The sequence below is a fragment of the Parabacteroides hominis genome (assembly GCF_014287585.1).
Lineage (GTDB): Bacteria > Bacteroidota > Bacteroidia > Bacteroidales > Tannerellaceae > Parabacteroides > Parabacteroides hominis.
On the sequence record NZ_JACOOJ010000044.1, the window covers coordinates 1 to 14,303 of the forward strand.

13 protein-coding genes and 2 pseudogenes are annotated in these 14,303 nt (G+C 46.8%); 3 read left to right on the forward strand and 12 right to left on the reverse strand.

The features are described from left to right. Positions 1-749: 749 nt before the first annotated feature. Positions 750-1,124: pseudogene (locus tag H8S65_RS18025) on the forward strand (carboxypeptidase-like regulatory domain-containing protein); the annotation flags it as partial. 244 nt (positions 1,125-1,368) lie between these two features. Here the strand turns inward: H8S65_RS18025 and H8S65_RS18030 are convergent. From H8S65_RS18030 to H8S65_RS18050, 5 genes and pseudogenes are all read right to left on the reverse strand, one after another. Further along, positions 1,369-2,691 (reverse strand): sigma-54-dependent transcriptional regulator, encoded by a 1,323-nt coding sequence (locus H8S65_RS18030; protein WP_005775887.1) that lies wholly within the window; start codon positions 2,689-2,691, stop codon positions 1,369-1,371. Next, a pseudogene (locus tag H8S65_RS18035) lies at positions 2,684-4,045 on the reverse strand (sensor histidine kinase); the annotation flags it as partial. The pseudogene H8S65_RS18035 and the gene H8S65_RS18030, both read right to left, overlap by 8 nt. Continuing rightward, on the reverse strand, positions 4,046-4,921 hold the full coding sequence (locus H8S65_RS18040; protein WP_004329298.1) for a radical SAM mobile pair protein B: 876 nt from the start codon (positions 4,919-4,921) through the stop codon (positions 4,046-4,048). Further along, the gene (locus tag H8S65_RS18045) at positions 4,918-5,586 is read right to left on the reverse strand and encodes a radical SAM mobile pair protein A (protein ID WP_004329299.1); all 669 of its coding nucleotides are present in this window, start codon (positions 5,584-5,586) and stop codon (positions 4,918-4,920) included. The genes H8S65_RS18040 and H8S65_RS18045 overlap by 4 nt, the downstream gene beginning before the upstream one ends. Then, positions 5,583-6,359, reverse strand: a complete 777-nt coding sequence (locus H8S65_RS18050) for an MBL fold metallo-hydrolase (RefSeq protein WP_004329300.1) — start codon at positions 6,357-6,359, stop codon at positions 5,583-5,585. The genes H8S65_RS18045 and H8S65_RS18050 overlap by 4 nt, the downstream gene beginning before the upstream one ends. Positions 6,360-6,489: 130 nt before the next feature. On the opposite strand from H8S65_RS18050, the gene H8S65_RS18055 reads away from it, so the two are divergent. After that, entirely contained in the window at positions 6,490-7,389 is a 900-nt protein-coding gene (locus H8S65_RS18055; protein WP_004329302.1) for a helix-turn-helix domain-containing protein, read from the forward strand. A gap of 47 nt (positions 7,390-7,436) precedes the next feature. Here the strand turns inward: H8S65_RS18055 and H8S65_RS18060 are convergent, their stop codons facing one another. Beyond that, positions 7,437-7,601, reverse strand: coding sequence for a hypothetical protein (locus H8S65_RS18060; protein ID WP_009016553.1), 165 nt, complete (start codon positions 7,599-7,601; stop codon positions 7,437-7,439). 47 nt (positions 7,602-7,648) lie between these two features. Here H8S65_RS18060 and H8S65_RS18065 point away from each other — a divergent pair, with 47 nt between their 5' ends. Further along, a complete protein-coding gene (locus H8S65_RS18065) occupies positions 7,649-8,308 on the forward strand; it encodes a helix-turn-helix domain-containing protein (protein ID WP_004329304.1) in 660 nt (219 codons plus the stop codon). 21 nt (positions 8,309-8,329) lie between these two features. Here the strand turns inward: H8S65_RS18065 and H8S65_RS18070 are convergent, their stop codons facing one another. From H8S65_RS18070 to H8S65_RS18095, 6 genes are all read right to left on the reverse strand, one after another. After that, positions 8,330-9,277, reverse strand: a complete 948-nt coding sequence (locus tag H8S65_RS18070) for a relaxase/mobilization nuclease domain-containing protein (protein WP_117817625.1) — start codon at positions 9,275-9,277, stop codon at positions 8,330-8,332. Further along, positions 9,274-9,639: a MobC family plasmid mobilization relaxosome protein gene (locus H8S65_RS18075; protein WP_004329306.1), complete on the reverse strand. Its 366-nt coding sequence runs from the start codon at positions 9,637-9,639 to the stop codon at positions 9,274-9,276. The genes H8S65_RS18070 and H8S65_RS18075 overlap by 4 nt, the downstream gene beginning before the upstream one ends. 176 nt (positions 9,640-9,815) lie before the next feature. Continuing rightward, positions 9,816-10,754 carry a DUF8464 domain-containing protein gene (locus tag H8S65_RS18080; protein ID WP_005775883.1) on the reverse strand — a complete coding sequence of 313 codons (939 nt, stop codon included), beginning with the start codon at positions 10,752-10,754 and terminating at the stop codon, positions 9,816-9,818. A 257-nt stretch (positions 10,755-11,011) separates the two neighbouring features. Further along, complete coding sequence (locus tag H8S65_RS18085; RefSeq protein WP_004328112.1) at positions 11,012-12,217, reverse strand: primase-helicase family protein; 1,206 nt, start codon at positions 12,215-12,217, stop codon at positions 11,012-11,014. Between the two features lie 277 nt (positions 12,218-12,494). Continuing rightward, a complete protein-coding gene (locus tag H8S65_RS18090) occupies positions 12,495-12,884 on the reverse strand; it encodes a virulence RhuM family protein (protein WP_004328110.1) in 390 nt (129 codons plus the stop codon). Then, positions 12,881-14,104, reverse strand: coding sequence for a site-specific integrase (locus tag H8S65_RS18095; RefSeq protein WP_005775881.1), 1,224 nt, complete (start codon positions 14,102-14,104; stop codon positions 12,881-12,883). Before H8S65_RS18095 ends, H8S65_RS18090 begins: the two co-directional genes overlap by 4 nt. Positions 14,105-14,303 lie beyond the last annotated feature (199 nt).

Sequence of the window (14,303 nt, forward strand, 5' to 3'; positions counted from 1 at the left end):
TCCGGATCGTTTTTATTTGACTTTTTGCCGGCTTTTAGCTGGAATTGGTAACGATTGAAAAAACATCGTAGGCGGAAAATGAAAAAACGATGTCTCTTTGCAATCAGATAGGAGAAAGAACGGATATTCTGGAAAACCTGAACTTCCGGAGAATCGCCTGTAATAAAAAAAGTCGGGACATTCCCCGTATATCCCAAACCGATTCCGGGGCTTTCCAACCATGACGACCGTCTTCGTTCCCTTTACGACCGTCTTCGTCGCCGTCAGGACGGTCGTCATGCTATATACACTGCGCACCTCAGGGCAATTACGACCGTCTTCATGGCAAAAAACTCCGCACCTCAGGCGACAAAGCCCTTTTTGCCCGCAAAAAAGCCGGATTTCAGCCCTATTATTAAAGATTGTATTTTGTTGTCAAAGAACAGGTATTATACAATAAGTCTCCCGTTCAGCCACAAATAAAAAGTACGAATATAAGAAAAACTGAACCTATATTTTAGGCACGGATTTCACGGATTACACGGCAAGAAGTTTTTTTTAAAACATATTTAAACCGTGAAATCCGTAAATCCGTGCCTGAAATTGGCTCAAATTTGCCAAATATTGAACCATAAATGATAACGAAGTACCATAGTTCTTGAAGAACTCAGATCAAAACACACTTTTGTGAAAAACACAATAAAAAACACAAAGTGCCTATTTAGAGAAACGAGAATTATTATCAATTTATTAATCAATCTGGTGTTATTATGACAAAAGATTTTAAACGCTTTTATGTATCGAGAGCGATGTTCTTGGGAGCTTCCATGCTCTTAGCATCAATCGGGATGGCTTCTGCCAATCCTTTAACCGATGCATTAGGTTCTGTAGAACCTAATCCTGTTGTAGCTTCGCCACAACAGGCCAAGTACACTATTAAGGGTGTGGTAGAAGATCAATTTGGACCCATTGCAGGGGCAAATGTTGTGGAAAAGGGAACTACTAACGGAACTATTACCGATATGGATGGTAATTTTTCTCTCGAAGTAGCGCCTAATTCTATTTTAGTTGTTTCATTTATCGGATATAAAGAACAACAGCTCCCGGTAAATAATCAGAAAGTTTTTACCATAATTCTGGAAGATTTTTATAACCACTTTATTAGCAAGCAGTTCTGAGGATAAGGTAAAAATGAGGTAATGATTTGGCAACCCTGTCTATTTCTACGTTCTGCTGTGAGTTGCTGTCAATGTCTCTCGTCTTGGTACAAAAGTAGCAATAAAAATCGGATACACATCAAAATGTCCCATGATTTTTATCACAGGACGTTTTTTATCCTCGCTGAATAATCCGGTTTAACCGTTACTTCTATTTTCGGCAAGTTGCGGGCTATGATTGCTGAAATTTATACTTTAATCCATACTCTTCCAACTTGCTATACAGCGTTGTACGTCCGATTCCGAGCAATTCGGCGGCAACCTTGCGGTTTCCGTTTGCCTGCTTCAACGCGCGTAAGATGCGTTCCTTGTCCTCCGCATCGTTTCGCAAGGCGAAGCTGACAGGTGAGGTCGGTTTCGTTACGGCAAGTTCCAGATGCTCTTTCATGACAACTCCCGTCTGTGCCTGCAACACCGCGCCCATTATCTTCTGCCGAAGCTCACGGACATTACCCGGCCACGGATGGGTCAGCAATGTCTTACGGGCTTCCGCATCGAACCCAGTCACGCTACATTCCAATTCATTGTTGGCAATCTCACGGAAGAACTCCGCCAACGGCATGATGTCCTCCTGACAGTCACGCAAGGGCGGAACAGTTATCTCGAAGTCGTGCAAACGGTACAGCAAATCCTGTCGGAAACGTTTTTCAATGACCGCTTTCTCCAGATCCTCGTTGGTGGCGGCGATGATGCGGACATTGAAGCTCTTGTCCGTCTTGTCACCTATAGGGCGGTATCTCCGTTCCTGTATGGCACGGAGTAACATCTGCTGGGTTTCCAATGCGAGATTGCCTACCTCATCCAAGAACAATGTGCCACCCTCTGCCTCATTGAAGTATCCTTTCTTTGTGCTGTCCGCACCCGTAAACGCGCCTTTGACATGTCCGAAGAATGCCGAGGGCGCAAGGTCTTTGGAGAGTGAACCGCAGTCCACAGGCACAAACGGTTTCCCTGCCCTTTTGCTCTTATCATGCAGATGGTGGGCGATATGCTCCTTGCCCGTGCCGTTCTCTCCGAATATCAGCACGCTCATATCAGTAGGGGCAACTAATCTTATCTGTTGCATGATTTTCTGAAAGGCGGAACTGTCACGGGCAAAAACGGGCATACGATTTCGTCCGATACTCCGTTCTTTCAGGATGGTATGAAGCAGAGGCATAAGTTTATCCTCCACAAGCTGCTTGGGGATATAGTCCAGCGAGCCGAGTTTCATACTTTCGACTGCCGTATGCACTTCGGCATAGTTGGTCATGATGATTAACGGTTGTGTCATGCCTTCCTTGCGCATCCATCGTAATAGGTCGATGCCGTCACCGTCGGGTAGTCGTAGGTCAGAAACCACGATGTCCCCGTCTGAGGCTTGTTGCAGAAGTTTCTTCGCGGTCGAGAGGTGGTAAGCCTGCACGGTACGGAATCCTTCCCGTGCCAGCAGGTTGCAGACAAACTCGCAATACACGATATTGTCCTCCACCACGATGATTCTTGTTTTATCCATTTTCGTATTTTTCCTTTCTTCTTTTGCCTGCCGGATAATTTCAGCACCTTTATCCAGCACAGCCGGTCACCGCTTTGCATATCGCTTCGTCATCTGGAGTGGCACTTCCATGAAGTTGGGCGTAAAGTTCCCTCAATGGCTGGTCGGCACGGAGAATCTGCCATGAACTTCGCAGATGGTGTGTAAGTGTGTCCAGTTCTTGGAGGTCTTTACGCTGTTCTGCATCCTTGACCGCCTGCATTTCCTTTTCGGTTTCCGCTATCAGTTTGTCCAGCATGACGGATTCATTGCCATAAGATAGCAGAGTGGAAAAATCCGGCTTTTCATCCAATATGCTGCTTAATGCGCATTTATCCGTAATCTCCATCAGTTCGGATATGGAGAACGGCTTGAACAGGCATCCGGCAAATCCACGCCCTATAAGTTCCTCCTTGCTGCAACTGCCCGAAGCGGTTGTCACGACTATGGGAATACTCTTCGAGTTGCCTACATTGGATGAGCGCAACAGTTCCAGCAGTTCAAAACCGCTTATCTCAGGCATATTCAGATCCGTCAGAAGCAGGCTGTATTCCTTTTTTCGTATCAGCTCCATCAGTACCGAAACATTGGTACAGGTATCGCAGTGCATCCCTTCATGGGCATACATTTCTTTCAACATAAGGAGAAGTACCTCGTCATTGTCGATGGCAATCACATCATGGCAGATATGATTATGGCGCATTTGCGCTTGAATTGTCTGTTCCGGCAGTTCCTCGGCTGTCTGCATGGGAATTTCCACCGTGAAGCGGCTCCCTTTGCCTTTCTCGCTTTCCAAGCGTATAGTTCCACCGAGCATCGCCACAATACGCTGCACGATGGACAATCCTAATCCGAAGCCGTCTTTTGCGGCGGCATTTGAAAGACGTTCAAATGCACCGAATACTCGTTGTTGCTCATCTTCGGTCATGCCCGTACCGGTATCTTCAACGATAAGTTTCAGCAAACCGTTATCATAATCCGCTGCCAATGATACACTACCGTTATCCGTGAACTTGATGGCGTTTGACAACAAGTTGTTGCCGATTTGCAGGATACGTTCCTTGTCGGTCAAAACCACCGCATCGGTGTGGCTCTCCACTATCAAAGTCAGCCCCTTGTTCATGGCAATGGGCATGAACTCCGTTTCAAGAATATGCGTGATTGCGGAAATCCTGCAAGGGGAAAGGTTGGGTTGCTCCTTGCCGTTGTCCAGACGGAAGAAATCCAGCAGCGTGTTGAGCATCTCCCGCATACGCTCGGAAGATTGCCGGATATTATCCACATACATGGTGCTTTTATCCGCGCTACAACTTTTCTGCATCAGTCCGGCATAGCCTCATTTTGTCAATCGTATTTTTTCGTGGTAGAAGTAGTTTACGATGACAGGTTTGCCTTTTTCCGAGCGTCCGTATGGCAGATCGTTTATACGATACGGGAAGCCCTGCTCCTTGGCGTAATTTGAAATGTCCTGCTCCAATGCCTGCCAGTATTCAAGCCTTTTTTTATTGTAAATTTCCTCGTAAAGCGGTATGAGGTCAGGATACTTCTCACGGATATACGTCATTATCCCGCCTTTGAACTGCCCGCGTAAATTCAGGTTTTCAAGCCAGATTAAATCAGCATAATCTTTTACCTCCTCTATTATTGCCTTTACGTCTGTTATTCTGGGGAATATGGGCGAGACGAAGCATACGGTGCGGATACCTGCCTCGTATGTCTGACGCATCGCTTTCAGACGGCGTTCAATGCTTACGGCGTTGTCCATATCTGCGCAGAACTGCTCGTCGAGCGTATTGACAGACCATGACACAGTCACTTTGGGAAAACTCTTCAACAGGTCGAGATCGCGAAGGACAAGATCGGACTTTGTGCATATCATAATCTCGGCATCGCTTCCTCGCAGCTCTTCGAGCAGCCTTCGGGTACGGTGGAATTCTTCTTCATACGGATTGTAACCGTCCGTCACAGACCCTATTACAACACGTTCACCGTCGTATTTATGAGGATTCGTTATCGGCTTCCAGTTTTTTACATCTAAAAACGTACCCCACGGCTCGGTGTGCCCGGTGAACCGTTTCATGAACGATGCGTAGCAATACCTGCAGGCGTGGGGACACCCTACATAAGGGTTGACCGAATATCCTCCCACCGGCAGAGAGGATTTGGTCATTACACTCTTTACATCTATTTCCTTTATTGTATCCATATTCATTGTATTCGTCTGGTAAATTGTTCCGGCAATTCCTGAATCATTCTTTCGTCGCCCATAATCGGCAGCAAATCCTCTTTCATGAACACCGGTATGCCATGAGCCTTTGCCTGTTCTGCAATGCTAAGCACCCATTCGGGGCGCGAATATGACTTTCCTTTTCGGTTTCCGGTCTCTGTGCCTATGACAATCCAGTCAATTCCCTCGAAATCAATCTCGCCGATATCATCGAAGAGAGGTTCAAACGTGACATGGTAGTGTCGTGCTTTGATATTCTTTTTCAAATCATCAATCCTCCTTTTCTCGGAACTGCGCGTAACGGTCACGCCCATCCATACGTTCTCGTCGTCAGAGGAGAAACTGATTTTGTCAGGGCGCTTCGTCAGAAAGATATAGGCGTGCTGGGGATTGCTGCTGATCCGCTCGAAAATTTCTGCGTTCCATTCAGGCTTCCAATCGGAGAAATCGCTCATTCCTGTCATGAGCCACACATGAGGACGGGACGTATCGATGATGCGCAGTTTTCGTTCCATGTATTCAGGCACGGAAAAGTCGTCGGTAATGTGGAAACGGCGGCAGTTGTTACGGGCATAGCAGTAAGGGCATCCTATAGTGCACCCTACCACTATGTTCATGTTTTTTATCAGGGATTTAATGCAGACACTCATAACACAACTGTTTCTCCGTCCTCCGGGATAATCAGCCGGCTCATGTCGGCTTCGTGATGCGTTGCCTCATTGCGCAGAATTGCACGGGTGGTCTGGCAATGGTCGATGGCATCCATGTGTACGGCTATCAGCTTGATATGCGAAGGCAATTCGTCAAGTATCTGCATCACTTCGTTCTCGTCGGGGATGATAGGACCGTCCGTTTTGGAAAATTCGGGAAAGATTGCACCTCCGGAGTTTACCACGATATAGTCAGGATTGAACCGTTCCACGGTGTCTCGGATACATGCTTCCCATCGGCAGTCACCCATTATATAAACGGTCGGGAAGCCCTCGGCTTTTAGCACATAACCTGATACAGGTCCCATCATCTGCCCGATCTGCCCGAAACCATGATGTCCGGTCGTGCGGTAAATGGATATGCCGTCTATTGTTTTTATTTCTTCGATGGGTATCACATTTGTAAATCCGTCGTTTCTGATGGCGTCCGCGTCCTGGGGCTGAACGTAGAAAGGAATTTCTTTGGGCAAATGTGTGGGGACACTCGGCTCGTAATGGTCGATGTGATTGTGGGTCAGGAGCACCATGTCCACGCCTCCGATAATATCCTGAATAGGAATGGTGAGGTGTACCCTCGGTGTTTTATTCACACCGAGGGCCGATATCAAAGTGCCTTTGTCGGCTAAAACGGGGTCAATTAGCATGGTGTGTCCCGCATACCTGATTTTCAAGGTGGCATTGCGCACCAATTGTACTGTAGATGTCTTTTTCATGACTATATGTCTTGTTATTGATTACGGGTGCAAAGTTCGGAAGAATCCGGCGAAACATCTATGCCTGAAAAAACGGTAATTATGCCATTTTGATAAATGAAATTATTATCTTTGCAAAAACGACAAGGATATGGACGAGATAATCAACCCTGATCGACTGGTCAGCGTACCGTTCAACAAGACACGCTGCGGCGTGGATTTTTACATCAATACTGCCATAAACAAGGACATCGGACTTGTGCTGACAGAAAACAAGCGGTTTAAGACAGACTTCTTCAGCTTCTACTTTTTCCGTAAGGCAAACGGATATTTGCTACTGAACTTCCGCAAGATTGAACTGCGCGACGGCATGGTTCTCCTGCTTTCACCCCATCAGCAACAAGAGTGGCATGTAGATGAGACGGCGTTGGATTACACGTTCCTTATATTCCGCGAAGATTTCATGCGTACTTTTATCGCCGACAAGTTCTTCGTTTTTCGCCTTTTGTATTGTTACCAGACAGATACGCCGCCTTACATCAATGCCACACATGACGAAATGAAGGAATATATGCGGCTGCTCGGAAAGATTAAGTATGAGCTGATGAATCCAGTGTCCGATACGTACAATATCATTGTTTCCTTACTATATTATCTTTTGCTGATTATCAATCGTACATACGCTGCCGCCTATTGCTTGCCCGCTGAAATTGCTAAAAACAATTTCGCTTTTCGGTTCAAGGACTTGTTGGAACAGAATATCCGCACCCACCAGCGGGTGCAGGAATATGCAGACATGCTTCATGTCAGTCGCATCACACTCAATAACTCAGTAAAAGCCCAATTCGGAGTATCAGCTACCCATTTGATAAAACAACGTCTGCTTGAGGAACTGAAGAACGAATTGCTATTCTCCAACCGCACTGTCAGTGAAATGGCGGATGATTTCAATTTCTCTGATCCGAGCCATCTCATGCGCTTCTTCAAACAGCAAACAGGCAAAACATTTACTCAGTACATGACGGATTACAATAAAGGCATATACGAATAACTTCTTAATATAGTCGATAGCGGCTATCGAAATATGGTTGTTGATGTTCAGGCGTTTTTGTACTGCATGAACCATTTTACGATTTCTGGATCTTCGTGCGAGCCGAGTAAGAAAGGCTTGTCGGTATCCAGCGTCTTTATCCGTGCCATGTCGTCGGCCGACAGGGTGAAGTCTAATATGTCGAGATTCTGCTTCATGCGTTCCGGTTTCACAGACTTAGGAATAATTATGCACACTGATATTTATCGCGCCCGGACAGGTGTTCGGTGCGGAAGATGACGGCATGCAGTTCCAACCAGATGGCTACCTGCTTATGTTCCATCCCGACCTGCTGCGGAATACACCTCTCGGGCGGATAATGCGTGAATATTCGTTCTTTTCCTACGAGACAAACGAGGCATTGCACCTTAGTGTGGAAGAACGGCAAATCATCATGGATTGCTTCCACAAGATTCAATATGAATTGAACCATCCGATACACCGTCACAGCAAGAACCTCATCACAGACAGCATCAAGACGTTCCTTGATTACTGCACACGTTTCTATGACCGTCAGTTCATCACACGCGACAACCAAAACCGAGACATCCTCGCAAGATTTGAGCGGTTGCTTGACGAATACTTCCATGATGGGGCTGCTAAACGGATAGGCTTGCCCACTGTACAGTATTGTGCAGACAAGCTCTGCCTCTCGCCCAACTATTTCAGTGATTTATTGAAAAAAGAAACAGGTTCAACCGCCCTGCATTTCATTCATGACAAGTCTATTGAAATAGCCAAGACGGAACTTGCATCTACAGACGACACCGTTAATGAAATCGCCTATAATCTCGGTTTTCAGTACCCGCAACATTTTACCCGACTGTTCAAGAAAGAGGTAGGTTACACTCCGAATGAATATAGAGCGCAAGTGTCGTGAGAATTGGATTAGTACAGAATATTAGAACCCAACACCTCTCTTGCGCTTAACTTTCTTCCTTCTGCGAAGTATATCCACCATTTCCTGATTGGCTTCCGCATCAGCAGCGTTATAAGATGAGCCACTGCTTTTTAGCAATCCCCAAGAGCCGTTGAACAACTCGCTTTGTGCCGTGCCGGACGGTGCGCTTGGTGTAGCCGTTTCATATATTCCGGCTGTTATTCCCATACGTTCCCTGCATCTGTTGTGCTGCAAAGCCGCGTCAATCTTGGAATAACTGAAACGCCTGTCCACTTTGGAGCCGTTGAAATGGTAGCCATTCATGGAGAATACAACACCCTGCACCTCGCTGGTCTGCCCCTTATGCTTGAAATGTACTTCCACTCCCTGCCGTTTCAGGTTGGCGATAAGCACGTTCCAGTTGCCGCATCTGCCGACTTCCATTTTGATGATGTCGTAAAGCGCATATTTCGTCCTGTCTGGCTCTTTCAGGCGGTTGCGTTTGACATTGTCCTTTCCGCCAGCCATATGCAAGCCGTATTTCAAGGTCAATTCCTTGCAGATGCGGGTACTGCGCAGACGCTCGTGCCTGTCCGATATGGTATTGCCGTTGTTGTCTATGCGGTTGAAAGCAATATGCACGTGCGGATGCTCCTTGTCGAAATGCTGGGCGATGAAGAACTGCGTATTCTTGATTCCCATCCGTTTCATATATTCAAGCGCGATGCCTGCCATGATACGGTTCGTCAGCCGTAACTCATCCTCTTTGGAAAAACTCAACGCGATATGTCCGACAGGTTTTGTCACCTTATCGTTCATCCGTGACTGGGCATTGAAACTCATGGCGATAGTTTCCAGATTTTCCATAAACAAGCCTTCGCTTGCTACTATCTGCGTATCCTTCTTCTTGTCGATGATGTAATCCACCGCACCCTTGAAGTCGCTTCCTTTTACGATTTTCGCCATCATATCCCTATCTTGGTTATAAGTTCATGAATCCTTGCCACTGCCACCTTGCAGTCCCACCGTTCATCGTGGAAGCCTCCGGCGTTTGCCTTACGCGCAAGCTGGTTGAGATTGTTAGCCATGCCGCAGAGTTGGCGGATGTATCCGGCATGTTCCTCCGACAGCCGTTCTTTCACATGACCGTTACGGAAACATTCCCTCATGTACTCGCTTGGTGATACGCCCGCCTCATGCGATCGTGTCAGCAGGCGGAAGTAGTCGGCTGCCGTCATTTTCACTGCGATACGGTATTTCAGTTTCTCGGTTGCTTCCTTCTTGGGGCGACCTCCCTTGTTGCGTTCCTTGTGTTCCTTTGTCTGTTCCATATTTTATTCCTTTTAATTCGGTTACTGATTCAACTGTATAGACCGACGGGATGCCACCTCCTGCAATTTGGATGGTGGGTGGCAAGCGGTTTCGGTACACCCGAAACACAAACTTGCTACCTCCCAATCCTTAAGGAATGAGTTTCGGGCATCTCCCGTTTTTCTCATTCGGGATGTCATAATCCCAACCCTTTCTTCTTGGGTTTTACGATAGTTCTTGGCGGTGGACTAACGGCTAATTTCTGCCGGATTCCACGCAGGTAATCGTTCAGGTCTTTATGCCCTTTGTAGTTGTCGGAGAAGTCGCGGATGCGTCCGGCGAACTTCCTTTCCAATTCCCGATACGCCTTTCTTCCCGCCTCGTCATTGTCGAGCATGCAGTGGATACGTCCATACCCGTGCAGCACATCTATAGCTTTGGAAACATTGGCGGTCGAATTGAGGATGACGTAATCCTGCCTGTCAAGGTCGGGCAAGTTCGAGCAGTTCCTCTTCCGCAACGTGAGGAATGAAAGATAGTCCATCATGCCCTCGAATACAAGGCATTTCTCTCTCGCTTCTCCCTGTTGCCGAATATGGCTGATGTCTTTGGGTGCGACACAGCCTTTGAAAAAACGGTTACGCACTTCAAATCCTCCCGCCACATTCGGAAAACCGATGGCGAAATAGGGCTTGCCGTTATGGGTGAAGTGGAGCTCTTTACATTGCGCCTTTGCCAAAGCGATGTTTATGCCCCGTTCCTGCAAGTATCGGAGCAATGCCGGATGGGTGAGTTCGCCCACCTCCAAATGTTGGAAACTCGGTTCGGATGCCTGCTGGCGAAAAGAGAAAGATATGGGACGGATGTGTGGTGCCTGTTCCGCTATCTTGCCAAGCAGATAAGGCACATGGTCGGATGCGTACAGTACCCCTGCAAGTGCGATGATGTTACCACCTCTTCCCAGTCCATAATCGAACCACAGGTTGCGGTCGGTGTTCACCTTGAACGAGGCTTCCGTTTCCTGACGGAACGGGGATTTATACCACAGGCAGTTTCCCTGTTGCTTTACGGGCGAATAACCCAAACTTTGCAGATAGTCCGCAATTTTGATTTGTTTTGCTTCTTGGATGTTCATGATATAATTTCTATGGATTTGATGATGACTGTAAAAACGTTGATTTGATGAATGAGATATGTATTGTCCTATACGTTAATGCTTTATATTCTCAACATCTTCTCAACAAACCACTCACAAATAGAGAATCCAACAAACTGATGCTGTTTCCCTCTCAACTTTTCTTTTCGATTGTTGAGAATTTGTTGAGAGTGTATGCTGTTTATTATCAGTATGGTTATATCATTATTCATCAATTCAACAAAAAAAGAATAGTATTACAGGGATTCAAGTTGTTCCCTTGTGACGGTGTAGAAACGACCGACTCTTTTTATCGGCTCATATCGGCACTCCCGATTGTAATTGAATTGGTAAGTGGTATATGTAAGCCCGTTAGAGGCAGGAGTAAGTTTCCAACATTCCTGCAATACCTTTCTGACTTGGTGCTTCTCCACCTTTACCTGCGAATGTACCAGCAAAAGAAGAATGTCGTTGTGGCAGAACGAGAATGTGTCCGTGCCGACACTTTCCATAATGTCAAGGATAAGTTCGCACATCTCTATCTCCAATCGGTTGCGGTTGCTGCGGATAATCTTCTGCAAGGCTTCGGTATGCAGCAAAGAGGGCGCAAACCACATACGGCTTTCCTTTTCGGTGGAAAGTTGTCTGTATTGCAGGTAATACAGAAAGGCAGGTATCTCAGCTTTCAGCTTTTGCAGGAAGTCTGTGTCATCGGATTGCAGACGGTCTATCTTGCGCACCCAATAGCGTGTTTCACCTGCATCAATGATAACAGGCAGATACTCGTTGTTGGAGCATAGCACGAACTTGGCAAAGAACGCTATCTCGTCACGGTCTTTGCCTTTGGCTTCCACCTTGTAGGAAAGTGTGGTGCTGAGGTTCTTCAACCGCTCGCTGTCCTCCCTGCGGTTGAGCAATACCTCGTCCACCACGATGAGCAGTTTTCCTGCCCAGTCGGAATTGAACTGGCTGCGGAAGTCCTCGTTGGTATTGAAAGTGACATTGTTTTGAAACACAGCTTTCAGGAAGTTCAGGAATGTACTCTTGCCCGTGTTGCGTTCTTCTGATACCAACAGCAGGATAGGCAGTTTCTGCACGGGTTGCAGGTAGAGCAATTGAAGATAGTCCATGCCCAATTCATACTGTTCACCGAAGATATGGCGCACCAATGACCGGATACAGGGAAACTCGCCTTGTTGCGGACGGTGTCCTATCGGCTCGTAGAGGTTCAGGAACTTGTCCACCACGGGACGGTAGTCCACATGGTCGGGGACGGTGCAGAAGCCGTCGTACTTCGGCACGGTGGCGAGATAGTCCTTGCCGTAGTCCTGCCGCAGTGTTTCGTTGTTCCACACGATGCGCTTCTTCACATAGCCTCCGTTCAGACGGGGCTGGTTCACTAACTTGTAGAGGGTAGTACCCACACGGATAAACTCCTCATTTTCAAAGTTGCCTTGTTTCATTAGCACTTCATTTTTTTGTTTAATCAGTGCAAAACTCGGCAATTAGCGCAGAACGGATTAACAACTCACGCATACCTCACGTAAGATTTTCTTGGATTTGGCTTTATGACATACAACAAAAGCCCGAAGAAATGCCATTCTAATGGATTTTTCTTCGGGTTTGTCGTAATCGTACGTATGAATGGCAATACACCTATTCACATACTCGTATAAATACATTGTTGGCAATGGGAATACGCATAGGTCTCACTACTTCATGTCGTCATATCATTAGAACTTATGCCTGATAATTAGACATATCCCAACCATTTATACCCAGCGAAAAGAAGATATTTGTTTTCTCTTTTCGCAAGTACAGCCTTTTAAATATGGCATTGCGCACCTGTTCCGCACCGAAGCTGTCAATGCGGAAAGCAAGTGCGACTATCATCGGAAAGCTGAACACATCGGCATGATACCCGTTCTCCTGCCGAACATACTTCTGTACCTCGTATTCTTTTAATGCTCCACTGTTATAGATGTTTCTGATGGCAGAACGAAGTGTCGGAGCAATTACTCCGAACAGTTCCACCAATTCCGGCTCGCTCATCCAAATGTTTGAGACATTCTCCGGCATGATGATATTGCCGGATTCATTCACTGTTATGCTGTTTCTTCTCATACTCATGACATCGTTATTCCGTTAAACGTCTTACTCAGTTTGTCGCCGAACATGGTCAGGTCGTTGTCGAGCTTCTGCGTGGTTATCTTTGCGTAGAGTTGGGTCGTGACTATATTCGTATGTCCCAACACACGGCTTACGCTTTCAATGGGCATCCCCTTGCTCAAAGCTAATGTTGCGAAGCCATGACGACTGCAATGAAATGATATTGACTTGGTTATGCCACATTCCCTTATCATCCGTTTCAACGGTTTGCAGATAGACCAATAGTTCAAGCCGGGGAATATACGATTGTCTTTCTGCATCGGTCGGTAGCGTTCGACTATCTGCAAGGGTATATCCAGCAGCTTCACTTGGAAGGCGACTTTTGTCTTGTGGCGTTTGGACAATATCCACTTCTCGCCGTTCACCTCCACGATGTTGTCATTCGTCAGTTCCTGAATGTCCACGAATGACAAGGCGGTGAAACTGGCAAAGATGAAAATGTCACGGATGTATGCGAGCTTGCTGTCTGCAAACTCATGTGTCATGACCGCTTTCAGTTCATCCTCCGTCAGATATTCCCGTTCTTTCACATTGGGGCTGATATGAAACTGGATGAAAGGATTGCGCGGTATCAACCCGTTATAATGCGCTTTCATGACCACGCCTTTCAGCCACATACAGTTTGCCCATATCGAACCGTTCCGCAATCCGGCTTCAGTCGAGAGGTATGCGGCGAACTCCTTGATGAAATCGGGAGTAAGTTCCAACATGGACATATCGCTGCGTCTGTAAAACGACTTGATAAAGGCGGCTACATGGTTTCTTGCCCGTACACGTGCCCGATAGGTAGCCATTACCCTGTCTTTGCCTACCCGTTTCTTGAACACTTCGTTCTCACGGTCGAATGCTTTTAGCAGCGTCTCATACTCGCTGCCGATTCCCTGATAGGCGTTGCGCACCATCTCAGCCGTAACAAATGCCTCGCGGTCTGAAATGCGCTGGTAATGTTTGATGATTTGCGCCTTGATGTTGTCAAGGGCAAGGTTGATGTCTCGTGCCTCGCGGCTCTTGCCTTTCGCCTTGTTTCCTTTCACGTCCCAAAGCGTTTTCGGGATGTTCTGCTTACAACTGAACTGCGCCACAGTCCCGTTGATTGTCACTCGTCCCATGATGGGGACAATACCGTTTTTCTCCTTGCTGCCGTTCACGTAGAACAGAACCTTGAATGTGCTTCTTGCCATACTCGTTTTTTGTTTGCAAAGTTATTACTCAACGAGTTAGACCTTGATATGCCAACCTGTGCCACAAGCTGCCAAATACAACACGGTGTGTTAAAAATCACCATTCGGCGGGTAATGATTTGGAGACCGTTCTTCTTCATAAATCCGCTTTCCTTTACGTTACCTCGATTTTTCGCCTGTCCTCATTTGTCTTCGCAAA

What these genes read in the sequence shown, in the direction of transcription:
- H8S65_RS18045 (WP_004329299.1), bottom strand. Translation starts at nt 5,586, where the DNA reads ATGAGTGTCTGCATTAAATCCCTGATAAAAAACATGAACATAGTGGTA.
- H8S65_RS18055 (WP_004329302.1), top strand. Translation starts at nt 6,490, where the DNA reads ATGGACGAGATAATCAACCCTGATCGACTGGTCAGCGTACCGTTCAAC.
- H8S65_RS18080 (WP_005775883.1), bottom strand. Translation starts at nt 10,754, where the DNA reads ATGAACATCCAAGAAGCAAAACAAATCAAAATTGCGGACTATCTGCAA.
- H8S65_RS18095 (WP_005775881.1), bottom strand. Translation starts at nt 14,104, where the DNA reads ATGGCAAGAAGCACATTCAAGGTTCTGTTCTACGTGAACGGCAGCAAG.
- H8S65_RS18070 (WP_117817625.1), bottom strand. Translation starts at nt 9,277, where the DNA reads ATGATGGCGAAAATCGTAAAAGGAAGCGACTTCAAGGGTGCGGTGGAT.
- H8S65_RS18040 (WP_004329298.1), bottom strand. Translation starts at nt 4,921, where the DNA reads ATGAATATGGATACAATAAAGGAAATAGATGTAAAGAGTGTAATGACC.
- H8S65_RS18090 (WP_004328110.1), bottom strand. Translation starts at nt 12,884, where the DNA reads ATGAGTATGAGAAGAAACAGCATAACAGTGAATGAATCCGGCAATATC.
- H8S65_RS18030 (WP_005775887.1), bottom strand. Translation starts at nt 2,691, where the DNA reads ATGGATAAAACAAGAATCATCGTGGTGGAGGACAATATCGTGTATTGC.
- H8S65_RS18085 (WP_004328112.1), bottom strand. Translation starts at nt 12,217, where the DNA reads ATGAAACAAGGCAACTTTGAAAATGAGGAGTTTATCCGTGTGGGTACT.
- H8S65_RS18050 (WP_004329300.1), bottom strand. Translation starts at nt 6,359, where the DNA reads ATGAAAAAGACATCTACAGTACAATTGGTGCGCAATGCCACCTTGAAA.
- H8S65_RS18075 (WP_004329306.1), bottom strand. Translation starts at nt 9,639, where the DNA reads ATGGAACAGACAAAGGAACACAAGGAACGCAACAAGGGAGGTCGCCCC.